This is a genomic window from Halocatena pleomorpha, from assembly GCF_003862495.1.
GTDB classification, from domain to species: domain Archaea; phylum Halobacteriota; class Halobacteria; order Halobacteriales; family Haloarculaceae; genus Halocatena; species Halocatena pleomorpha.
This window is the reverse complement of sequence record NZ_RRCH01000029.1, coordinates 34,302-56,618: the sequence shown is the minus strand read 5'-3', so window position 1 is coordinate 56,618 and position 22,317 is coordinate 34,302. Positions and strand designations below refer to the sequence as shown.

16 protein-coding genes are annotated in these 22,317 nt (G+C 59.6%); 4 read left to right on the top strand and 12 right to left on the bottom strand.

All coding sequences use genetic code 11. The features are described 5' to 3' along the window. Positions 1-5: 5 nt before the first annotated feature. From EIK79_RS13515 to EIK79_RS13465, 11 genes are all read right to left on the bottom strand, one after another. The gene (locus EIK79_RS13515) at positions 6-2,405 is read right to left on the bottom strand and encodes a DEAD/DEAH box helicase (protein ID WP_124955640.1); all 2,400 of its coding nucleotides are present in this window, start codon (positions 2,403-2,405) and stop codon (positions 6-8) included. Positions 2,406-2,460: 55 nt separating this feature from the next. Further along, complete coding sequence (locus tag EIK79_RS13510; protein ID WP_124955639.1) at positions 2,461-3,048, bottom strand: diacylglycerol/polyprenol kinase family protein; 588 nt, start codon at positions 3,046-3,048, stop codon at positions 2,461-2,463. After that, positions 3,049-4,755 (bottom strand): glycine--tRNA ligase, encoded by a 1,707-nt coding sequence (gene glyS / locus EIK79_RS13505; protein ID WP_124955638.1) that lies wholly within the window; start codon positions 4,753-4,755, stop codon positions 3,049-3,051. Beyond that, a complete protein-coding gene (locus EIK79_RS13500; protein WP_124955637.1) occupies positions 4,752-5,600 on the bottom strand; it encodes a CBS domain-containing protein in 849 nt (282 codons plus the stop codon). Before EIK79_RS13500 ends, glyS begins: the two co-directional genes overlap by 4 nt. Positions 5,601-5,771: 171 nt before the next feature. Next, positions 5,772-6,305: a DUF7529 family protein gene (locus tag EIK79_RS13495; RefSeq protein WP_124955636.1), complete on the bottom strand. Its 534-nt coding sequence runs from the start codon at positions 6,303-6,305 to the stop codon at positions 5,772-5,774. 109 nt (positions 6,306-6,414) lie between these two features. Then, complete coding sequence (locus tag EIK79_RS13490; RefSeq protein ID WP_124955635.1) at positions 6,415-6,813, bottom strand: DUF7555 family protein; 399 nt, start codon at positions 6,811-6,813, stop codon at positions 6,415-6,417. Further along, on the bottom strand, positions 6,813-8,441 hold the full coding sequence (locus EIK79_RS13485; protein WP_124955634.1) for an ABC transporter ATP-binding protein: 1,629 nt from the start codon (positions 8,439-8,441) through the stop codon (positions 6,813-6,815). The genes EIK79_RS13490 and EIK79_RS13485 overlap by 1 nt, the downstream gene beginning before the upstream one ends. Then, a complete protein-coding gene (locus tag EIK79_RS13480) occupies positions 8,438-9,805 on the bottom strand; it encodes an oligopeptide/dipeptide ABC transporter ATP-binding protein (RefSeq protein ID WP_124955633.1) in 1,368 nt (455 codons plus the stop codon). The genes EIK79_RS13485 and EIK79_RS13480 overlap by 4 nt, the downstream gene beginning before the upstream one ends. A gap of 2 nt (positions 9,806-9,807) precedes the next feature. Next, the gene (locus EIK79_RS13475) at positions 9,808-11,307 is read right to left on the bottom strand and encodes an ABC transporter permease (RefSeq protein WP_124955632.1); all 1,500 of its coding nucleotides are present in this window, start codon (positions 11,305-11,307) and stop codon (positions 9,808-9,810) included. Then, on the bottom strand, positions 11,304-12,350 hold the full coding sequence (locus tag EIK79_RS13470) for an ABC transporter permease (protein WP_124955631.1): 1,047 nt from the start codon (positions 12,348-12,350) through the stop codon (positions 11,304-11,306). Before EIK79_RS13470 ends, EIK79_RS13475 begins: the two co-directional genes overlap by 4 nt. Before the next feature lie 122 nt (positions 12,351-12,472). Further along, positions 12,473-14,284 (bottom strand): ABC transporter substrate-binding protein, encoded by a 1,812-nt coding sequence (locus tag EIK79_RS13465; protein ID WP_124955630.1) that lies wholly within the window; start codon positions 14,282-14,284, stop codon positions 12,473-12,475. A 357-nt stretch (positions 14,285-14,641) separates the two neighbouring features. On the opposite strand from EIK79_RS13465, the gene EIK79_RS18170 reads away from it, so the two are divergent. The 4 genes from EIK79_RS18170 (at position 14,642) to EIK79_RS13450 (ending at position 21,505) form a co-directional block, all read left to right on the top strand. Beyond that, complete coding sequence (locus EIK79_RS18170; RefSeq protein WP_185715640.1) at positions 14,642-14,800, top strand: DUF7556 family protein; 159 nt, start codon at positions 14,642-14,644, stop codon at positions 14,798-14,800. A gap of 75 nt (positions 14,801-14,875) precedes the next feature. Continuing rightward, positions 14,876-15,298: a PPC domain-containing DNA-binding protein gene (locus EIK79_RS13460; protein ID WP_124955629.1), complete on the top strand. Its 423-nt coding sequence runs from the start codon at positions 14,876-14,878 to the stop codon at positions 15,296-15,298. After that, the gene (locus EIK79_RS13455) at positions 15,295-20,256 is read left to right on the top strand and encodes a DNA polymerase II large subunit (RefSeq protein WP_124955628.1); all 4,962 of its coding nucleotides are present in this window, start codon (positions 15,295-15,297) and stop codon (positions 20,254-20,256) included. The genes EIK79_RS13460 and EIK79_RS13455 overlap by 4 nt, the downstream gene beginning before the upstream one ends. A 403-nt stretch (positions 20,257-20,659) precedes the next feature. Next, positions 20,660-21,505 carry a VOC family protein gene (locus EIK79_RS13450; protein WP_124955627.1) on the top strand — a complete coding sequence of 282 codons (846 nt, stop codon included), beginning with the start codon at positions 20,660-20,662 and terminating at the stop codon, positions 21,503-21,505. 43 nt (positions 21,506-21,548) lie between these two features. Here the strand turns inward: EIK79_RS13450 and EIK79_RS13445 are convergent, their stop codons facing one another. Then, complete coding sequence (locus EIK79_RS13445; protein WP_124955626.1) at positions 21,549-22,178, bottom strand: MBL fold metallo-hydrolase; 630 nt, start codon at positions 22,176-22,178, stop codon at positions 21,549-21,551. Between the last annotated feature and the right edge of the window lie 139 nt (positions 22,179-22,317).

The window sequence follows — 22,317 nt, the reverse complement described above, 5'->3', positions numbered from 1 at the left end:
GCTGATCAGGCGTACTCGCTTCCGACGACGTCTCTGATCCTGTTGGCAGTCACGTCACCGACACCCGACACCGACGTGAGGTCCTCAGCCGAGGCACTCATCACTGCCTCAACGCTCCCAAACTGTTCGAGGAGCGCAGTGGCCGTCACGGGACCGACTTCCGCGATTGCGCTGACGACGTACTCCTGTTGTTCGGTGAGGGTTTTCGTGCTTTTCTCGCCGTGGACGCTCACGGTGCGGTCGGTGTCCTCCTGTTCACGGCGCGCGATGGTTTCTAACAGGTCGGCCGTTCCTGTTTCGTCCTGCGTGTACAGCACGCTGATTCCGAAATCAACAGCGAGCGACGCCAACACACCACGGATCGCGTTCGGGTGGACGTTGCGCCGTTCGAACAGCGCTGTCTGCTCGCCCTCGACGATCAAGATCGGTCTGGCGTAGCTTCGAGTGGCGTCCCGGATCTGCTCGAACAACGACCGATCGCTTTCGACGATCGTATCGAGGAAATCGTCGACCGACTTGCGTTCGACCACCACACGGTCGGACAGGACATAATCACCGACATCGAGGGTTTCGAGTCGGGTTGTGAGACCGTCGCGAGTCGAGAGGTCTCGGGCAATGGTCGCGTCCAGCTCTCGCTGGTCAATCACGATCTCGACGGCGTTCTCGGCGGTGGGACTGGCAGTCGACGCAACACCAGCGTCTCGATCGCTGTCGGTTTGAGACGCGTCGCCGTCGGGCACTGCCGTGAACGACTCCAGATCGGACTGTCCCTCGGAATTTTTCGTTTCCGCTGTGGACGGCCCGAGTTCGTCTCGGAGTTCCCCGGCACCGTCTTTAAGCGAACGAAGTTCCTCTTCCATCCGCTTTTCCTCGCGGCGCGAGATCCAGAAAAACGCTTCGTCACGCGTGTCTTCGGCCAACAACACGACCACGTGCCCCTCACGACCACGGCCGGTTCGGCCCTTGCGCTGGATTGACCGGATTCCCTTCGGGACGGGTTCATAAAACAACACGAGATCGACTTCCGGGACATCTAGTCCCTCTTCTGCGACGGACGTAGAGACGAGCACTTCGAACGCCCCGTCGCGGAACGCGTCTAGCGTTTCCTGCTGTTCGGTCTGTGTCATGCCGTCCGAACCGTCGGTGTCGCTTTGGCCGACAAATTTCCTTGTTTCGAAGTGATTAGAAAAGAAGTCGGTGAGCGTTTCGGCGGTGTCACGCGATTCGGTGAACACGATCACTCGCTCACCGTCGTTGATACCGAGGGTTTGGGCCAGCAGGATGCGCGCCCGCCGAAACTTCGGATGGAGGTCGTCGTAGGTCTCGGCGCGTTTCATCGCGGCTTGCACGTCTGGATCACTGACGAACCGTTGTGCAGCTTTCGAGGCACCCGATGAACGCGCTCCGTTGCGTTGGCGCTCGAAATATCGGCGCAGAGACTCGACACTCTGTGTTTCGACCAGTTCGACAGCCCGCCTGAGCCGCATGATCTCGGCGTGGGCGGACATCCCCTCGTAGCCGTCGGATTTGTCGGCATCGATGAGCCGCTGGAGTTTGCTCCGGATCTCGTTGAGTTCCCGCTGGGCGAGTCCTGAACTGGTCGTTTCGGTCACCCCGATCGACTTCAGCCGTTGGAGCCGATCCTCGATCACGCCGTTCAGTAGATCGCGGATCTCGATGACCTCCTCAGGAAGTTCGATCCGTTCCCACTCAACGTCGGTTTGATAGGTAAATGCGTTCACGTCGGCGTCGTCTTCGGTCATCACTTCGACCGTTGTGAGACCCAAGTTTGAGCAGACGGTGAGGATCTCCTCGTTGTCGCCGCCAGGGGAAGCACTCATTCCTGTCACGAGTGGATCAGCGGCGTCCGCGTGGTAGCGTTCAGCAATGTAGTTGTAGGCATACTCGCCGGTCGCGCGGTGACATTCATCGAAGGTGAGATGCACGACATCGGTGAGATCGATCCGATCACCGATCAGGTCGTTTTCGACCACTTGGGGCGTCGCAACAACGACGCGCGCTCGGTCCCAGAGGTCGATCCGATCCTCGGGTGAGACAGCCCCCGTGAAGACGACGATTTCCTCCTCAGGAATCGAGAGCGCCTCTCGATAAAACGACGCGTGCTGGGACACCAGCGGCTTCGTCGGTGCGAGCAGTAACGACACCGGTGTCCGATCAGAAGCTTGCGCATCGGAGGGTCCAGATCGAGCGCACGCGTCTAGTCGATACGCAGTCACAAGGAGGCTCACAGTCGTCTTGCCCAGTCCGGTTGGAAGACAGACGAGCGTGTGCTGGGTGTAGGCCGTGTCAGCCAACTGTAGCTGGTACTCTCGGCGTTCGAGGAGTCCCGGCGTCAACAGTGGATGATCGAGATCGAGATTGAAGTCCTCATCAACAGCCGCCATCAGCGTAATGCTGTCGTCTCCGGCGCATAAGCGTTCCCCTGGACGGTGGCGACACTCAGAAGCCGACCGAATGGCTCATTTCAAGGAGTTGCTGACCGGCAATGATCGAAACCGCAGCAGCCGGTGGGATGGTGAGATTGTCGTCGATCACGTAGCCGGCGATGACCGGCTTTGCCCCGTCGGCAACGGTTGCGGCGAACGCCCCACAGATCGCTGGAACCAGATGGACGAACGGGAGCGCAATGAGCGTACAGAGGGCAAACATCGTCGCCAACACGCGGATCGGTTTGATCGTCAGTCCACCACCGGAGCCGAGCACGCCGATCACGGGATCAGCGATCATGAGCAACAGGAGGGCAGGAACAGCAACGCCCGGACGGACGGTTAACACGACGACCGTGGTGCCGATCATGTACAACGCGTAGGCCGCAACGTGATCGTGCTCGTACTCGCGGGTGAGCGTGTCGAAGATCTGCCACTGGAGGAATCCAGTGAGCCGGAGCGCTTCGAGAACGAACGCACTCAGCATACAGAGGACGAACAGCAACTGCACGTGCTCCCACGTGATGATCCCGCCAAGATACGAAAACGGGATCACGACGCCAGACGCGTGCACCAGCCGTCGTTGGATCTCGGGATGCATCTACTGCGTTGCGCTGCGTGATCTGAGGTGGGAACACAGGTCGTCGACAGCCACCCGATCCTGTTCGGTCGAATCCCGTTCACGGACGGTAACGGTGTCATCCTCCAGTGATTCGTAATCGACTGTGACGCAGTAGGGTGTCCCGATCTCGTCCTGTCGACGGTACCGCCGTCCGATCGCCCCCGAATCGTCGTAGTTCACGGTGAAACCCTCTGATCGGAGCCGTCGGACGATCTCCTGAGCACGCTCGGCCATCCCGTCTTTCGCCATCAGCGGAAACACGCCCACTGTCGTCGGTGCGATGTCGGGCTGTAGTGCGAGTGAGGTTCGTGGCTCGCCGTCGACTTCATCTTCTCGGTAGCCGTGTGCTAACACCGTGTAGATGAGCCGGTCGATGCCGAACGACGGTTCGATGACGTGCGGGGTGATGTGCTCACCGGATTCGGTCACCTCCTCGACGGCAAAGCCAGTCACGTCGACAGGGACCGTCCGATCCTCGTCGTTGATCGTGACGGTCACAGTCTCGCCCTCAAATGCGTCAGGATCGGTTTCGGCCAGTCGCTGTAGCTCCTCAGCGATGTCGCTGGCCTCGCTCCCAAACTCAGGACCGAGCACGCTCATGTCCGGATCGACGGTCGGCCGCTCGACGGTGATCGGCTCGTCGTACTGTTTGAACAGGGTGAACTCCTCATCGGAGTACTCGTCGTGTTTGGACAGATCGTACGATCCCCGGTAGGCAAAGCCGGTGAGTTCGATCCAGTTGCCATCAACCTCGACTTCGGCGTCCCAACAGTCCGAAGAGTAGTGTGAAAGCTCTTCAGGCTGATGTTGACGGTACCGGAACCGGTCCATGTCGACGCCCACCCGTTCGTACCACTCGGCCGCCACGCCGAGGTAGTACGCGATCCAGTCGTTGACGACACCCGCCTCGACCGCATCGTTGACCGTCATCGTCTCGATCTCTCCGTCGTCCGCTTGGGCCGCCGCGGAGTACAACGGCACGTCCACGCCGGCAACCCGCGACAACGGCGGCTTGTCTGTTTCCGGATCGATGAAATGTTCCAGTTCGGCCTGTGTCAACTCCCGAACCCGAACGATCGAGCGCCGTGGGCTGATCTCGTTTCTGTACGCCCGTCCGATCTGACCCACGCCAAAGGGGAGTTGATTGCGCGCGTACTCTTTCAGCTGGGGAAACTCCACGAAAATCCCTTGGGCTGTTTCCGGCCGAAGATAGCCCGGCGAGGACGAACCGGGACCGATGTTCGTTCCGAACATCAGGTTGAACGCCGACACCTCGATGCCGGCGAGTGACGCCCCGCAGTCCGGACAGTGGAGATCCTGCTCGGCAATAATCTCCTCGACGGCCGATAGGGACATGCCTTCAGCGTCGTCAATGTCGGTCTCGTCTTCGACGAGGTGGTCCGCACGGTGGCTCTCCCCACACGACGGACATTCGATGATCATGTCGTCGAACGTATCGAGGTGTCCGGAGGCCTCGAAGACGCTTTCGGGCATAACCGTCGGCGCGTCGATCTCCATGTGGCCTTCTCTGGTGAGGAACTGCTCACGCCACGATTCGATCAGATTGCGCTTCAGCGCCGCCCCTTGTGGACCGTACGCGTAGAACCCAGCTGTGCCGCCGTACGCGCCGCTGGCCGGGAAGAAAAAGCCGCGACGCTTTGCAAGTTCGACAAGTCGATCACTCATACTGCGTGAAGGAGGTCCATATCCTGGACGATGCCGAGGAGTTCACCGCCGCTCATCAGCGGGATCTGTTCGATGTCGTGACGGACCATGAGTTGTGCGGCCTCACGCGCGGTCTGCGTGCGCGAGACCGTGACGAGATCGTCGCTCATGTAGTCAGCGACCGTGCCGTCGGGAAACTCCACGTTCCGAGTGGGGTAATAGCGGTTTCCAACCGTCTTGATCCCTTCCCACATCCACTCGTCGTCGTCACCCGCCATCGCGCCACCGGTATCGTCTTCACCCTCAACGATTTCGGCTACCGCGATCAAATCCGCGTCCGTGAGAATGCCGACAGGCTCCGCCGCGTCATCAATGACGACCGCGTACGGCGTGTCGGCGTACCGCAGTTCCTGCTCTGCGACGCGCAACGGCGAGCCGCTGTAAATTCCGTTCACTGACCGCGTCGCCAGTTCCGACACCTGCCGTTCACCGTCAGCAGCGCCTTCAGCGATGGCTCCGATAACGTCCGTGATCGTGACGATGCCGTTCAATCCGCTACCGTTGACGACCGGTACACGGCGGGCACCGGTCTCGACCATCATCTCCGCCAACGTTTCTAAGCTCGCGTCCGAGGATGTGGTCGGGCCTTCCTCCACTAACAGCGCGAGCTGATCTTCGTCGGGGTTTTCGATCAGTGCCTCACGGGAGATCAGCCCCCGAAACGTCTCATCGCTGTTCTCCTCTTTGACCACCGCAACGGATGAAAACTCGCGCTTGCGGAGGTGTTCGAGCGCAGCATCGCGCGACCCTGGAAGTGACACCGTAACCAATTCTTCACGCGGTGTCATCGCGTCTGTTACGTCCATATCGACTCGTCGCCGCGAGACTACAAAGACCTTACACACTTTCGGTGAATCGTGGGATCTCTTGAAGTGAGTGAACGCGTGTATGATCCGTGTCAGTAGTCACCTCACGCCGTATAAAATATTATCGTCCGTGTGTCAGAGCGACTCCGTTGTAGAGAGCCGCACGTCGAGTCATTGCTCGACGTTCGGGAAGAAGATCTCCCACCCCTCATGTCGGAAACTGCCCAACACCGTCTTATCGAGGGTTTGAACGTGTGTGTACAACTCCTCGCGCTCGGCTGCGGTCTGCATCAGATCCTGCGCCCGTTGTGGTTCGTAGTTGCCAGCAAGAAGGATCACGCTGGCTGTCACCTCATCGTACAACACGGTCACTTGGAAGATCCGTCCGCCGGATTCGGATTGATACACTTCGTACTCCGGAAAGCCGCCGCCTTCCTCGTGGCCGCGCTCGAACGTCTCGGAAAACTCCTCAGCGTCGTTATCTGCGATCACGTGAATGAAGCCGTATCGGTCGGTATCACCCGCCTCCGGCGGATTCGGAGCGGTATCGTCGGCCGCGATGGCGGTCGCCGTCCACCCCTCTTCTTCGAGCTCGGCAGCCATTCCGTTCATGTCATCGACCGTGGCTTGCCACGCTGATTTCCCTTCCTCGATAGTATCTGCGCTTTGTTCAGTGTGTGCCCCATCGTCACCGGATTCGGTCATACTGACAGCTGGATCGCATGGACATTAAAGTTCACTCTCTTCTGTTCTATGTACTTCCCATAATACATGTCCAGCACAGAACGGAACGGTCAACGTTCGCTTCGGTTCGTCACCGTGCAACGCCGAACACAGTTTCGAGTACGAACGAAAGCGCGAGAATAAAGACACTCGACAGCAGCAGCTTCGCTCCGGTCGGGAACCGTTCGTCAGCAGTCAATCCGTACGCATCGAGCGGCGGAAGTCGTTGCAGCCTCGACTGCAGCACTGATCGGTCGGGTGTGGGGAGGCGGGAGTGGTCTCGCCACGGTGGGGTCGGTCGGAGAGCGAACGTACCGACTCCGAACAGTCCGATTCCGATGAGAAACAGGATGAACTTCACACCCACCCACCCGCCGCCGAGCGCGAAGCTGACGATGACTGCGCTCACGAGGGCGATCGTCGTGACGGCAACGGCGTACACGAACGCATCCACCGCCTGTTGAACGCGGATCGACGGCTCTCGGTTCATCAGTCGTGATCCAGATGGCTGTCGAACACCGGCTCTGGCTCGTCGTACTCTGATCGGTGACGGTGACAGTAGCTCGCGCGGCCCGTGTCGCTCACAGGGTGGTGTTCTGGAGATTCGTGTTCACAAACCGAGCCGAATTCGTCTGTCAACAGCTGGTGTGCCTGTGATTCGTCGCCGGCTTCGATGAGTTCGACGGCCGTCTCGATGTGGGTTTTGACAGTGGCTGGCACGTCGGACAACGCGGCTTCGAGTCGTTCGTCGTCGGCCATCGATCTCTCAGCAGCCGATTGCTCCGTCTCGACGGTCTCAGGCATGAACACCTCTTCGACGACATCCACGATGTCATCGAAGCCCGTCTCCAACCCCAAGAGCCGCTTTGCACGCTCACGAACCCCGACGCTCTGCTGCTCGCGGTTTCGGAGGATGTCGCCCAAAAGTTCGATTCCTTCCCAGGTCTGTTCGTCGATATCCCTGTACTCTGTCGGCCGGATCTTTACTGGACACCGCGTGCTGAACGGACAGCCCGATGGCGGATTTCGAGGACTGGGTGGCGTTCCCCGGAGTGTGACGCGCTCGCGGGTCGTCTCGGGATCTGGGTCCGGAATTGCCGACAGCAACGAGTAGGTGTAGGGGTTTTTCGGGTTCTGGAATAGCTCTTCTGTCTCTCCAATCTCCATGATGTGACCGAGATACATCACGGCGACCCGATCACAGATGTGGCGGACGACGGAAAGGTCGTGAGCGATGAACAGATACGTCAGCCCGAACTGTTCTTGGAGATCTTCGAGTAGATTCAGTACCTTTGCCTGAACTGAGACATCAAGCGCGCTCACTGGTTCGTCGAGAACGACGAACTCCGGTTCGAGCGCGAGTGAGCGAGCGATACCGACGCGTTGTCGTTGTCCACCGGAAAACTGGTGTGGATACCGGTAGTAGTGTTCTTCCTGGAGTCCCACCGTCTTCAACAGCTCTCGGACGCGTGCACGACGAAGGCGGGATTTAGAGACGCCGACCGACAGCGACACCGTCACGGATGATCCGCGTTCGGTGGTCGATACCTTCACAGCGGACTCGTCCATCGGAATCCCCTCCCGTACCGCTACGGTCTGATCATCGTCTCCGACAGCGACGGTGATATCGGCCTGGTCGTCGTCTGTGAGCGTGCCGTCGCCAGAAAGACTCACGGATCGGTCCTGTGGATCGTCGACAGCGACAGTGAAGTTGGGCCAGCCGTGGACATCGAGCGGTTCGCGGATGATCTCTCCCACAGTCATCCGGCTGTTGAGGCTAGATTCAGGGTCCTGAAAGACGATCTGGGCGTTGCGCCGCCACTTCTTCAGCTCCGACCCGGAAAGGGTTGTCACATCACGCCCATCGAACAACACTTCTCCATCAGTGGCGGTTTCGAGCTGAACGAGCGTCCGTCCGAGCGTCGTCTTTCCACAGCCCGATTCGCCAACCAATCCGAGTGTCTCGCCGCGCGCGATCGAGAAGTCGACGCCGTCAACGGCCTTGACAGGCTGGGAACCGAGCATCCCGCCGGTGTCGTAGTACGTCTTCAATCCGTTGACCTCAACGAGCGGCTCGGCCGTCGTCTGTCGTGATTCGGTGAGTAGCTCCTCGCTCATCGTTGATCACCTCCGTCGGTCGCTCCGAGTGACCGGTGCTGTTCGAGCGCTTCGTCTGTGGGTAGTTCCTCGGGATAAAGCAGACACGCAGCGGTGTGTTCCGCATCGCCCACACCGACGTTCTCGGGATGAACCACCTCACAGGCGTCGAACGCCTCAGGACACCGGGGTGCGAACCGACAGTACGTCGGCTGTTCGTTTGGTGTCGGCACATCGCCCTCGATGGTTCTGAGTCGGTCTTCTTCGGGATGACGCCCCGGAATCGACTCAAGCAGCCCCTGGGTGTAGGGGTGTTTCGGCGCGTCGAACAGCGCCCCGACAGGCGCTTTTTCCACGAGTTCGCCCGCATACATCACGTTCACTTGGTCAGCGATCTCCGCGATCACACCCATATCGTGGGTAATGAACATGATCGCTAGGTCACGGTCGTCTTGGATCTCCATTAGGAGTTCGAGGATCTGGGCCTGAATCGTCACGTCCAACGCCGTGGTCGGTTCGTCGCAAATAAGCAACTCGGGTTTGCACGCCAACGCCATGGCGATGACTGCACGCTGGCGCATCCCGCCCGAGAACTCGTGTGGATACTCATCGACACGGCGGTGTGCGTCAGGGATCGAGACGGCTTCGAGAAGTCTGATAGCTTCCTCGTGGGCTTCGGTGCCCTGCAATCCCTGATGAAGACGGATCGCCTCTTTGATCTGGTTGCCGACGGTGTACACCGGATTCAGCGACGTGAGCGGATCCTGGAAGATCATTGAGATCCCCCGTCCCCGAAGCTTCCGGAACGCGTCTTCGGAGGCGTGCGTCGCATCGACGTATCCGCCGTCGGTATCGCGCACGACGAACGCGCTCTTCTCAGTGATTCCGAGTTCGTCGGTGAACCGACGTTCGACGAGATCGCGCATCGTAACGATGTCTTCGCGCGCGAGTTCGACGGGATCGACATCGGATCGATCCTGCTCGCCGTCGGTGAGTTTCGCGGGGGAAACCCCCTGTTCGAGCAACTGCTCGATACAGTCCGCGACATCGTGTTCAGTGCGAAGCTCGTCTACGTCGATCGTCCGGTCAGGATACTGCCGTGCGAGGCGCTCGACGGTCTCAGCGTCGTTGAACCGGACGCTGCCGCCGACCACACGACCGGGAGCGTCGATCAAACCCATGATCGACCGGGCCGTCACGCTCTTTCCAGACCCAGACTCACCGACGATTCCGACGGTCTCGCCCCGATCGATCTCGAAGCTGATCGAGTCAACCGCTCGGATCGTCTCCTTGTCCGTGAAAAACGATGTCTGGAGGTTCTCGACGGTCAACAGCGCGTCATCAGTCCGGTCGACCGACGCCGGTGAATGTGAATGCATACTCATGGTTATGCACCCCCACCACTAGCGGTCGCACCGGCACCCGCGTCTTCACCCTCGCTTTCAGGATCCATCGCGTCTCGGATGCCGTCACCCAGCGCGTTGAATCCCGTGACAACGATCACGATGAGGATGCCGGGAATAAGTGAGATGTGCCACGCAGGGGTCGTAACGTAGTCCTGTCCCGTATTGATGGCTCGTCCCCACTCCGGCGTCGGTGGATCAATACCAAGACCCAAAAACGACAGTCCCGCTATACCGATGATGACGCCGCCGAGCGACATCGAGCCGTAGATCAGGAGGTAGCTCAGGAGATACGGCAACATGTGCTTTCGCATCGTCGTTACCGATCGCTGTCCGTAGCTCTTTGCGGCGTCGACCCATTCCTGTTCGGCCACCTGAAGCGCCGGACCACGGACCGCTCGCCACAGCCCCGGCCAGTACACCACGCCGAAGGCGAGCGCGAGCAACAGCCCGCCGTTGTAGATCTCCCAGAGCCAGTGACTCTGAAACACCGCCACGACGAGGAGCAACAGCAAGATCCCCGGCAGCGACTGGATCGAGTCGCTGACAAACACCACCGACAGATCGACCAATCCCTTGTAGTAGGCGGTGAGCATCGAAAAGCCGCCGGCCAACACGACGCTCACACCGATGGCGATGAGACCGATGGCGAGCGAGATCCGAGCGCCGTACGCCATGAAGGTAAAGAGATCCTGCCCAGGATTGGACATCGTGCCAAAGGGATGGAACCGGTCGTACTGGTCGTACTGCCACGGACCGATGTTGGTCGTCCCTGCTCCTCGGGAAGCGCTATCGAGGTTCGCATCGAGCACTGCTATCGTTTCGACGCTCTCGGTGTCGGCGTCGTAGTATTGAACGTCGTACTGACTCGTATGGTAGATGTTCTGGTCGGCAGAAGTCGGGCTGATTGCCGGCGCGAACAACGCCATGCCGACGAACAGCAACACTACGACGAACCCGAACTGGCCCCATCGGTGGGTGCGAAGCCGGTCGACCATGTCGTCTCGGGGCGTCCAGTCCGCAAACCGATAGTGGCGGACGTAAACGCGGTAGCCCCGCCAACACCACCACAGGAAGGCGAACATGTAGGCGTACACGAGCACGAGTCGGAGCAACCACGCGTATTTGGGTTCGAGTCCGAGGAACGTCCCGTGCCACGTGCCGTCCGGCGTTTGATACCCTTGGTTCGGGATCACATCACGGGACAACAGCGATGGCAATCCATCGGCCACGTGGGCCGCACTCGTGAGCGCACCGTCGATAGCCCCACCGATTGAGGGCACTACTGGCCCACCCAGCACCGCGGCGGCAGCACTGGCGACAGCACCAGCTAATCCTGATACGACCGTGACGGCCACCGAAGTGATCGCTCCGATTTCGAGCGCGAGCAGTACACCTAATACACCCACCCAGAGCAGCGCTGGACGAGGATTCTCTCGGAGTCGCTCTCTGAACGGCAGTTCCGTAGTAGCAGTTTCACTCATGATTGATCATACCCGATTCGTGGATCGATCAGCGTATACAACAGATCTTGGACGATGTTCACGATCTGGAGGAAGATGGCGAAGACGAACAACAGCCCACCCGCGAGCGCGAGATCGCCCTGTTTGACCGCATCGAACGTGAGCTTCCCCAGCCCATTGATCGCAAAGACGGTTTCCACGAGCACCGATCCCCCGATCAGCACGAACGCCTCGCTCGAAATGACGGGCACCAATGGGATCAACGCGTTGCGGAACACGTGCTTCCAGACGATCACTCGACGACCTAGTCCCTTGGCGCGGGCGGTTTCGACGTAAGCGGAGTTGATGGTTTCGAGTACAGCGGTCCGACCGATCCGCATCTCGTTGCCCATCGAGGCCGAACCCAACACGATCGCGGGCGGCAAAATCCACTTGACCGCGGCGATCAGTGAGACTGGATCGCCCAAGTTCGCAAGACTCGCTGTCCCGATCACGTCTGTCTCGATGAGGAAATCACTCCAAGAGAGCGGAACGCCGATCAGGTCCTCGGTCAACCCCTCTGAACTGACGAGAACACTCGAAAGGATGATGGCGAGCCAGAAATTCGGCATCGCGCGCCAGACGATTCCGCCGAACGAGGCGAAATAATCAGGGAACGTGTTCGGTCGCAATCCCGCGTAAAATCCCAAGGGGATCCCGATGAGCAGTGCGATCAACACCGACCAAAAACCGAGCCAGATCGTGATTGGTGCGCGGGCGATGATCAGATCAAGTACCGACGCGCCCCGATTGATCACCCACGTCTGACCGAGACTCAACGTCACAAGATCGGTCATAAAGTCGATGTACTGTTCCCACAGCGGTACTGGCGTCCCGTCGGGGTTGATGATACCCATCTGGACCCGCATCCGGTGGGCAATCTCCGGATTCTGGTTCTGTCCGAGCGCCGCCGCGACCGGATCCCTCGGTCCCGCCCGGATCACGAGGAACACGAGCGACATGGCGAAAAACACCACTGGCACGGCGAGCACCACCCGCCGGAGGAAATACTGCCACCGGCTCACGGTCGCTCACCGCTCGTTCTGTATTGATACATTGATGACATACTTTGCGTTTCTGTTTGAGGCAAATATCTCTTTCCTTTGGATGATCGCTGACACAGCGAAAAGCGACTGTTCTCGTCCGATTACTTCTGTTCTTTCCAAATCGTGTTGTACATGCTCCGTGAAACACCCATCCCACCAAACTTGTTCTGAATATGAACTTTCTGGTAGCTGAAGTATTCGGTGGCGATGGCGTTGGTCGGAATGAGTACCGCGTCCTCCCAATTGGCTTCTTCCATCTGGATGTACGCTTTTTCCCGCGTTTTCCGTGCTGCGTCGCTCGGGCCGAGGTTGTTCTGGACCTTCTCGAAGGCGCTTTTCGCCTTTTTGGAGGCCTTGGTCGATGAGTCACGGCCCCAGTTAAGATACGTGTACGCTGCCGGATCGCCGGTGTGGGTGTTCGGCGGGTACAGCAGTTTCAGGAAGTTATCCGGCCGGGGCCAGTCAGCGATCCACCCCAGCGAGTACAACTCGTTCGTTCCGTTCTCTCCGCGCTGTTGGAGCGTCTGGAAGTCGGCCGCTTGTGCCGACAGATCGATGTACGCCTGTCCGGTGCGCTGTTGGAGATTCTTCGCGAGGCTTGCGAACGCCTTATCTTGGTAATGGGTGAAGTTCAGCTGGTAGCGGTTGTTCTCACCGTATCCCGCCTTCTCCATCACCTTTTTCGCACTCTCGGCGTCGTTTTTGCCGGGACTGTAGGGGTAGTTCTTCTTGGCGTGTTTGTCCGCAGCGTCTGGTCCGCCGGGATAGATGAGCGACGGAGTGAGGTGGTATGTCGGCGTCTGGCGGTTCTTAAGCACCTGCTTCACGTACGTTTCGGTGTTGAAGATGTACGCGATTGCTTGGCGGACGGGTTTGGGCACGTTCGACGTGTTGAACGCGATGTAGCGCGTGGCGACCTCGGGTACTTTCAGGTAGTCGAATTCCTCGCCATTGGTGTGTTTGTACGTTCCCGTTTCGCGTTTCTTGTCGTCGGTGTTGTCGACCGAAACGCCACCGGGATCGTACTCCGCCGTGGGCATCTCGAAGATGTCGGCGTTGCCCTCCATCGCGTAGTTGAGTTTGGCCGAATCGTCCTCGATGACTGCCCAGTGGACGCCATCGACGTAGGCGGTCTGGCCGTGGTAGTCTTCATACCGAACGACTTCGGCTTCTTCCTGTTTGTTCCAGTGGTCGAACTTGAACGGGCCGGCACCGATCGGATTCGTCTCAGCGAATTTGGTGTACTTCTTAGACGGTTTCTCCGATGTGCCTTCTTCCTCCAGGGAGCCGACGACCCCCTCGGGAACGATCGCGAACGCGGCGTAGGCCAGCACTTCGAGCGTGGAGTGGAACGGCTGTTCGAGCGTTACCTCCACTGTTTTCTCGTCGACCGCTTTCACGCCCAACGATCCTGGTTCGTAGTTGCCGTCCGAATCGGTTTCGTGGGTAACGCCGATCGAACTGAGGATGAAATCCGCCCGAACCGAATGGGGCGAGCCAGCGACCCGCTCAAAGGAGTACACCACGTCCTTCGCCGTCACCGGATTGCCGTTGTGGAACGTGGCCTCTTTGAGCGTAAATGTGTACACCGTCTTGTCGTTGTTGGTCTCGTAGTTCTTCGCGAGCAACGACTCGGCCTCGACCGTCCCGTGGGGGTAGTGGACGAGTGGATCGAACACCTGTGTGATGATCCGTCCGGAGGCAGTCCCGTCGCTGGCGACCGGATCGAACCCACCCATCGTGGAGTTGATGAAGTTCAACCGTCCGCCCTTTTGCGGTTTTTTGGAGCCACTGCCATCGCCTCCGTCGTCTCCGCCGTCACCGCCAATACAACCTGCCAGCGACATCGCGGCAGCTGTACCAGCCGTCGCCTGGAGGAACCCCCGTCGTGAGAGTCCGGCACTGTCTGTCATTCCATCACCTCTTCAATGATCCTTGGTGATAAATTTGCCGTTATACGTCCGCCATCATATCGAAACCCAGACACACGCTCCGTGAGTAATTCTCCGGCATTCGGGGCTAGTACGGTGGATATACCACTGTTTGTGGGACACATATACACATCTCATCATTAATAAATCACACCTCTAATATCCCAGTATAAGTGAAATCGCTGTTTCACTCACGCATAGATTTCGACACTCATGCCACTCGGGTGGCCCGCTGTACGTCGCCACCAACCATCTCTCTACATATATATTATTCCTATTGTATAATCACTCGTTCTCAGTTTCGTCACGTTTATATCGATGTGGAAACAAATGCCGGATATGGTGCCAGATACGGCCCCGGCGTCGGAGACACGCGTCGATCATGAGGTGATGGTGGCTGTCGACTCCGACCAGCTCATCATTGCCGACGTTTCTCGGGACGGAGCCTGGCTGAAGATGCCGACCGCAGAAGCGGCAACAATGGAAGACTGGCGCTGATGGGTTCGACCCGTCCGATCTGCGGCTCATATCGTTCGGGAACCTTTTTGCCGACATCGTTCGTGGGGTCCGTGTATGGACTATCGGACTGTCGAAAGCAGCCGTGAGTTCGTCGCTCGTCTGGACCACGGTGTGGACTGGCGCGATCAGATCGAGACGTTCGCGGACGAACGCGGGATCGACGCGGCGTTCTTCTATGGACTAGGTGCTGTACAAGACGCGGAGCTACTGTTTTACGACCACGACGCCCAAGAGTACCGCCCGATCACGTTCGAGGAGCCACTGGAAGTGACCGCGTGCGTCGGAAACATTTCGAAACTTGACGGCGAGTCGTTCGCCCATACCCACATGACACTTTCCGATAACGAGGGCCGGACAGTTGCAGGACACCTCGACTGGGCGACGACGTACGCGGGCGAGCTGTACGTCCGGGAGTTCGACACCGAGTTGGTTCGCCAGCGCGATGAGACGACGGATCTAGATCTCTGGGAGCTGTGAGCGCTGAGGAGCGCTATTTCGAGCAGATCGAAGCCCGATTGGACGAGGCGTTTTCGGTCGCCCGCTCGGCCAAAGAACGCGGTGGCGATCCGAGTACCGAGGTGGAGATTCCGGTGGCCAAAGACATGGCCGACCGCGTGGAGAACATCCTCGGTATCGAGGGGGTCGCACAGCGGGTTCGAGAACTCGAAGGGGAGATGAGCCGTGAGGAGGCCGCGTTAGCACTGGCCGAAGATTTCGCTGAGGAACGGGTTGGTGACTACGAAACCACGGCCGGAAAGATCGAAGGTGCGGTCCGTACTGCCGTCGCGCTGCTTACCGAGGGCGTCGTGGCGGCACCCATCGAGGGGATCGACCGTGTGGAAGTGCTCGAAAACGACGACGGCTCCCGGTTCGTTCGGGTGTTCTACGCCGGTCCGATCCGATCCGCTGGCGGGACCGCTCAAGCGCTGTCCGTGCTCGTCGCGGACTACGCCCGGACGCTGCTCGGATTAGATCGATACAAGCCTCGTGAGGAGGAAGTCGAACGCTACGCCGAGGAGTTGGGTCTGTACGACAACGAAACCGGGCTACAGTACTCACCGAAAGACAAGGAGACGACGTTCATCGCTGAGCACTGTCCGATCATGCTCGACGGCGAGGCGACAGGCGAAACGGAGGTGTCTGCCACCCGCGATTTGGAACGCGTTGATACGAACAACCCTCGGGGAGGGATGTGTCTCGTACTTGGAGAGGGAATCGCCCAGAAGGCCCCAAAAATAAAGCGGTACACCGGACAGCTTGCAGAACTCGAATGGCCGTGGCTCGATGATCTGATCGAGGGGACGATCGGCACTGATTCTGACGACGGTTCCGACACCGACACTGAGACCGACACCGACGGTGACGCCGACAGCCAAACGTCGGCCGTTGAAGACGCATCCGCCTCGGAATCGGGTCCCCCGCGAGCAGAGCAAACGACGAAGTTCCTCCGAGATCTCATCGCCGGTCGGCCCGTCTTTTCCCATCCCTCTCGAACCGGCGGCTTCCGGTTGCGGTACGGACGGGCGCGCAACCACGGCTTTGCAACCGCTGGCGTCCATCCTGCGACGATGCATCTGGTCGATGATTTCCTCGCAACCGGCACGCAGATCAAAACGGAGCGCCCTGGAAAGGCGGCCGGCGTCGTCCCTGTCGACACGATCGAGGGGCCGACGGTTCGGCTGGCAAACGGCGAAGTGCGCCGCATCGACGATCCCGAGGAGGCCAAAGAGATTCGGAACGGGGTCGAAGCCATCCTCGATCTCGGGGAGTATCTCGTCAACTACGGGGAATTCGTCGAGAACAACCATCCGCTTGCTCCGGCGTCGTACACCGTCGAATGGTGGGTGCAGGAGTTCGAGCGGGCTGGAGGGGACGTACAGGCACTGCGGGATGATCCACACGTGGATCTCGCTGCTCCCCCGGTGACACGCGCGTTGGCGTGGGCAACCGACGAGGTTCCGCTCCATCCCGAATACACGTACTTGTGGCACGATCTCACCGTTGGGCAGTTCGACGAGTTGGCCGACGCCGTTTCGGCGGGACGGGTGTCTGAGACCGATGACACGCTGGTCGTTCCCCGAACCGAGTCCACCCGAACCGCGCTCGAAACGCTGCTCGTCGAACACACGACGGACGAGGAAATCACGATTCCCGACGCGAGCGCGCTCATCCACTCGCTTGGGCTAACCCCTGATCTCGAACGGGAGTGGTCGCTAAACGATCTGTCCGAGACCGCCCGATCGTGGGGCGAAAGCGCCGGGAGCAACGCCATCAAGGCGGTAAACGAGGTCGCACCGTTCTCGGTTCGAGAACGCGCCCCGACCCGCGTCGGCAACCGGATGGGTCGCCCGGAGAAATCCGAAAAGCGCGAGCTGAGTCCGGCGGTTCACACGCTGTTCCCGATCGGTGAGTCCGGTGGCAGCCAGCGGGACGTCGCACAGGCGGCTGCGCACACGGAGTCGATGCGATCGACTGCTGGCGAAGTTGAGCTGACGATCGCACGCCGAGAGTGTGTCGACTGTGGAACGACGACGTTTACGGCCCGCTGTCCGGACTGTGGCGGGGTCACTGAACCAGTGTACGTCTGTCGTGATTGTGATATCCGTGTCGAGCCTGACGAATCCGGTCGAGCGGAGTGTCCCCGGTGTGAGGAGCTTGCCACGCCTGTCGAGAACCGGACGGTTGATCTCAATGAGGCGTATCACGAGGCGCTGTCGGCCGTTGGAGAGCGGGAACACGCCTTCGAGATCCTCAAAGGGGTGAAAGGACTCACCTCTGAGCAGAAGGTTCCCGAACCGATGGAGAAAGGGGTCCTGCGCGCGAAACACGACGTTTCGGCGTTCAAAGACGGAACGATCCGGTACGATATGACGGATCTCCCGGTGACGGCCGTCAGACCGGCCGAGTTGGACGTTACCGTCGAACAGTTCCGCGAGCTGGGATACGAAACCGACATCGACGGAGCGGCGCTCCGCCACGACGACCAACTGGTCGAGCTGCGGGTCCAAGACATCGTCCTCTCCAGTGGTGCGGCCGAGCACATGCTCAAAACGGCGGATTTCGTGGACGACCTCCTTGAACGCTACTACGGGATGGAGCCGTTCTATGACGTTGACGACCGCGACGAACTGGTGGGTGAGCTGGTGTTCGGGATGGCACCGCACACCTCCGCGGCGGTCGTCGGCCGTGTCGTCGGATTCACCGACGCCGCCGTCGGGTATGCGCACCCGTATTTCCACGCTGCAAAGCGCAGAAATTGCGATGGCGACGAAGATTGTGTGATGTTGTTGATGGATGGCTTGTTGAACTTCAGCAAGCTGTATCTGCCCGACAAACGCGGCGGAAGCGTGACGGCGGATACCCGTCTCACCGCCTTCGACCCGGCAGGGGAACTTCAGACGCTTCCGATCGAGGAGTTGTGGACGGAGCTAGACTGTCCGATCGAGTACGACGGAAAGTTCGAGAAAAAGAGCTGTCTCGGGGAGGGATGGACGACGTACGCCTTTGACGAACACCACGAGACAACACCGCAGCCGATCGAGAAGGCCATCCGGTACCGTGTCGAGGATGAACAACTGCTTCAGGTCAAAACCCAGTTCGGACGCTCGGTGACGATCACGGACAACCACAGTCTCTTCCGGTACGACGAGGGCATCGAGACCATTGCCGGAGCAGAACTCGACGCTGGTGATCTGATCCTCGCACCCCGTCGACTCGCGGTCGACGAGACGGAAACCACGATCGACGTTACCGACTGTCTGGATACCCCGCACGTCTTCATCAACGACCCGGACGACGGAGATCAGTCCACGGGACGAGAGACGCTTCCGTTCAGAGTGGTAGCCGGCAGCTCATCGCACAGCTCTCAGTCTGTACCAAATGTCATGGAGATCGGACGTAAGGATTCATCGAGCGGTCTCAACCGGTACATCCCTGTTGATGAAGAAGTCGCATGGCTACTCGGACTGCTCATCGCTGACGGTTCCCAGGGGAAGCGACCGACGCTTTCGGTCACGGAAGCGGCTGTCCTTGACCGGGTGCTGACGATCGCAACAGGAACACTCGGCTGTGAACCCGCTGTCGAGACCGAACACGACACCGAGCACGTTCGATTCCCGGCCGTGTTCAACGACGTACTCGACCACCTCGGCGTTACGGACACCGACGCCGACAACGAGGCGTTCGCCGTTCCGGACTGCGTTCTCCGGGGTGAACGCCAGATCGTGCAGTCGTTCCTTCGCGGATACATGACCGGTGGTCGCAGCGGGAATGAAACCACCGCTCGTTCTCGGATCGATCTCCATGCACACAGCGAGTCGGTCAAAGACGGACTGGTGTTTCTGCTCCACCGGCTCGGGTTGGTCGCGAACATCACCACCCATCAGACGGGCGAGCCAGCGTACACCCTTTCCGCGACTCGGGAACCCCAGGCCGATAGCGACGGATCCGAAGAGAGTCTCGTGGTCCCCGTTCCGGACGCCTTACTCGAACTCCGGGAGATGGTTCAAAACGGGGGGCAACTCATCCCACGGAAGTACGCGCGTCGAGACACGATCCCCGCGACGAAACTCCGGGAAATCGTCGACACGCTCACTCGGCGTGAGCTGTCGACTGCGGCCGAGACTCGTCTCGAACGACTCCGCCCGCTCGTCGACGGTGACCTCTCGTATCTCAAAGTGACCGACATCGAACGCGTCAACTACAGCGGTTATCTGTACGATCTCCAAGTGGGCGGTGAACCGATCTTCACCGCAAACTGGCTGTACGCCCACAACTCCATGGACGCACCGCTAGTGATGTCCTCGCGGATCGATCCGACCGAGATCGACGACGAAGCCCACAACGTCGACATCGTTTCGTCCTATCCCGTCGAGTTCTACGAAGCGACCCGAGAGATGGCTGATCCCGACGAAGTCGACATCACGATCGCAGAGGACACGCTTGGAACCGACGACCAGTATTCCGGGTTCGACCACACACACGACACCTCAGATCTCGCCGCCGGACCGGATCTCTCCGCATACAAGACCCTCGGATCGATGCTGGAAAAGATGGACGCTCAGTTGGCCCTCGCCCGAAAGCTCCGGGCGGTCGACGAGACCGACGTTGCAGAGCGCATCATCGAATATCACTTCCTCCCGGATCTCATCGGCAATCTTCGGGCGTTTGCCCGCCAAGAGACCCGGTGTTTGGACTGTAACAGGAAATACCGACGGGTGCCACTTTCCGGGGAGTGTCGGGAGTGTGGTGGCCGCGTGAATCTTACTGTTCATGAAGGATCGGTCAATAAGTATCTCGACACCGCAATCCGCGTTGCAGAGGAGTTCGACTGCCGGGAGTACACCAAACAACGACTCGAAATCCTCAAACGACAGCTCGAAAGCATCTTCGAGAATGATCATAACAAGCCCTCTACGCTCGGAGACTTCATGTGAGCTAGGGGGGCTGTGCCCGCCGTACCGCCGCTGAGACGGAGACGTTTCTCTTGCAACGACAATTCTTATGCTCATTGCTAACTAGAATCAAGATGTAGGAGTCACGGGGACACGCCGGATGATCCGATCCGGTTCGTACGGAACTTGGTCGGATGAGAGACAAAACCGAAGGCTCCATAACAGGAGAACGAGGTGAACGCCTCGAAGGAGAATCGAAGCGGTCCAGTACCCATCCGTGAGAGCGGATGGGAGCGAAGACCAACGTAGCGGATCTCGTGCAAACGGGATTCGTGAATCTGGGCGACCAGCAGGGTCGTACGGACCGTGGAAAACGTCTCCCGTCCGGGTTTAAACCGTGGCTGTTACGCTTTTCATTCTGGAACACTGAGACAGGACTGTCCACATGTCGAACCAGGCGACACTCCCACGCTCTACGCACATCGGTCGAGTGTTCCTTCGCGTCGGTGATCTCGATCAAACGGTCGAGTACTACGAGACGGTGATTGGTCTCACAACCCACCAGCACGACGACGGTCGCGCGGTTTTGGGAACGGGAACCGACCCGTTGGTAGTGGTGGTCGCCGCTCCGGATGTCCCACCGCGGAGCCGAACGGAAACGGGACTGTTCCACGTTGCGTTTCGCGTGCCGTCACGGACGGCGTTGGCCGCCGCACTCGGCCGGATTCGTGATCACGACCGGTGGCAACTGGACGGGGCGTCCGATCATCTCGTCAGCGAGGCGTTGTACGCCACCGATCCGGCGGGAAACGGGGTAGAAGTGTACTGTGATCGACCGCGCGACGCGTGGCCGACTCCGGCGGACGGCTCTGTGGGTATGGAGACGCGCCCGTTGGACATCGAATCGTTGCCAGAGCACTCTCAGGAGCCGACGGTTCCCTCCGGTACGACCGTCGGCCACGTGCATCTCGAAAACTCCTCGCTCGCTGCTGCACGGGCGTTTTACGTCGATGATCTCGGTTTCCGTGTCCGGGATCAGTTCGGTGAGTCGGCGCTGTTCGTCGCTGCGGGCGACTACCACCACCACATCGGTCTCAACACGTGGAACGAACGGACGGAACCACACACGGGCCGGGGGTTGGATCGGTTCGAGATCGTGGTGCCCGACCAGCACACGCTCGACACGGTGCAGTCGCGCTTGGACGCGAGCGGCCGACGCTTCACCACCACAGAGGACGGCGTCGAGGTTTCCGATCCAGATGGGATCGATCTCAGGGTGATCACCGAGTGATCTGTTCGTTTTCTATCCGGACGGACCACCATAGTAAGTGCCCTCACTCCGGATATTTTGGTTCGCGCCGACGTGCCCGTTCGAGCGCCCGTTTGATGACAGTGCGGACATCGCCATGGAACGGGCCGCCGTGTCCCGAGTACATGTGAGTGATACCGTCCGCGTCGGCGTTATCCTGTTCTGGAAGCCGGTCGAGAAGCGTCTCAATGCTCTCAATGAGGCGATCGCGCGACTGGCCGGGCATATCCGTTCGTCCGAAGCTGCCATCGTCGAACGCCCCATCGTCGTGAACCACCACATCGCCGGTGAAAATCGTGGTTTCACCCACCAATGAGACGTGATCATCAGCGTGACCCGGCGTGTGCACTACCTCGAACGTTTCCTCACCGATCTCGATGGCGTCCCCGTCTTCGATGGCGTGTGTCCGGTGTGATTGGTCGGCATACGCATAACAGTCGGGTTGGAAGGCGTCCATTACGGTGTCGAGCGCCCCGACGTGGTCACCGTGTTGATGCGTGAGAACAACCCTGTCAACGGTGTCCGTCCGCTCGTTGATCGCGTCAACGACGCCATCGACTGCTCCAGCGTCGACGAGCGTCGTTGCCCCACCAGTGACGAGATACGCGTTACAGGTGAACGCCTCGAGCCCTGCCGTGACGTTGTGTACGTCCATACCGGTCGATGGTGGTGCGCACACTTCAGCCTGCTTCACCATCCTGCCGGCCTGCGGATTAGACGGTTAGCGAGCGCTCTGACGGACGTGAAATCGAAGGGAATATTGTCCACACTATATTATTCCAAACTCGGACAAC

Excerpts from the sequence above, each read along its gene's own strand:
- EIK79_RS13515 (WP_124955640.1), bottom strand. The coding sequence starts at position 2,405 with ATGGCGGCTGTTGATGAGGACTTCAATCTCGATCTCGATCATCCACTG.
- EIK79_RS13510 (WP_124955639.1), bottom strand. The coding sequence starts at position 3,048 with ATGCATCCCGAGATCCAACGACGGCTGGTGCACGCGTCTGGCGTCGTG.
- glyS (WP_124955638.1), bottom strand. The coding sequence starts at position 4,755 with ATGAGTGATCGACTTGTCGAACTTGCAAAGCGTCGCGGCTTTTTCTTC.
- EIK79_RS13500 (WP_124955637.1), bottom strand. The coding sequence starts at position 5,600 with ATGGACGTAACAGACGCGATGACACCGCGTGAAGAATTGGTTACGGTG.
- EIK79_RS13495 (WP_124955636.1), bottom strand. The coding sequence starts at position 6,305 with ATGACCGAATCCGGTGACGATGGGGCACACACTGAACAAAGCGCAGAT.
- EIK79_RS13490 (WP_124955635.1), bottom strand. The coding sequence starts at position 6,813 with ATGAACCGAGAGCCGTCGATCCGCGTTCAACAGGCGGTGGATGCGTTC.
- EIK79_RS13485 (WP_124955634.1), bottom strand. The coding sequence starts at position 8,441 with ATGAGCGAGGAGCTACTCACCGAATCACGACAGACGACGGCCGAGCCG.
- EIK79_RS13480 (WP_124955633.1), bottom strand. The coding sequence starts at position 9,805 with ATGAGTATGCATTCACATTCACCGGCGTCGGTCGACCGGACTGATGAC.
- EIK79_RS13475 (WP_124955632.1), bottom strand. The coding sequence starts at position 11,307 with ATGAGTGAAACTGCTACTACGGAACTGCCGTTCAGAGAGCGACTCCGA.
- EIK79_RS13465 (WP_124955630.1), bottom strand. The coding sequence starts at position 14,284 with ATGACAGACAGTGCCGGACTCTCACGACGGGGGTTCCTCCAGGCGACG.
- EIK79_RS18170 (WP_185715640.1), top strand. The coding sequence starts at position 14,642 with ATGGTGCCAGATACGGCCCCGGCGTCGGAGACACGCGTCGATCATGAG.
- EIK79_RS13460 (WP_124955629.1), top strand. The coding sequence starts at position 14,876 with ATGGACTATCGGACTGTCGAAAGCAGCCGTGAGTTCGTCGCTCGTCTG.
- EIK79_RS13450 (WP_124955627.1), top strand. The coding sequence starts at position 20,660 with ATGTCGAACCAGGCGACACTCCCACGCTCTACGCACATCGGTCGAGTG.
- EIK79_RS13445 (WP_124955626.1), bottom strand. The coding sequence starts at position 22,178 with ATGGACGTACACAACGTCACGGCAGGGCTCGAGGCGTTCACCTGTAAC.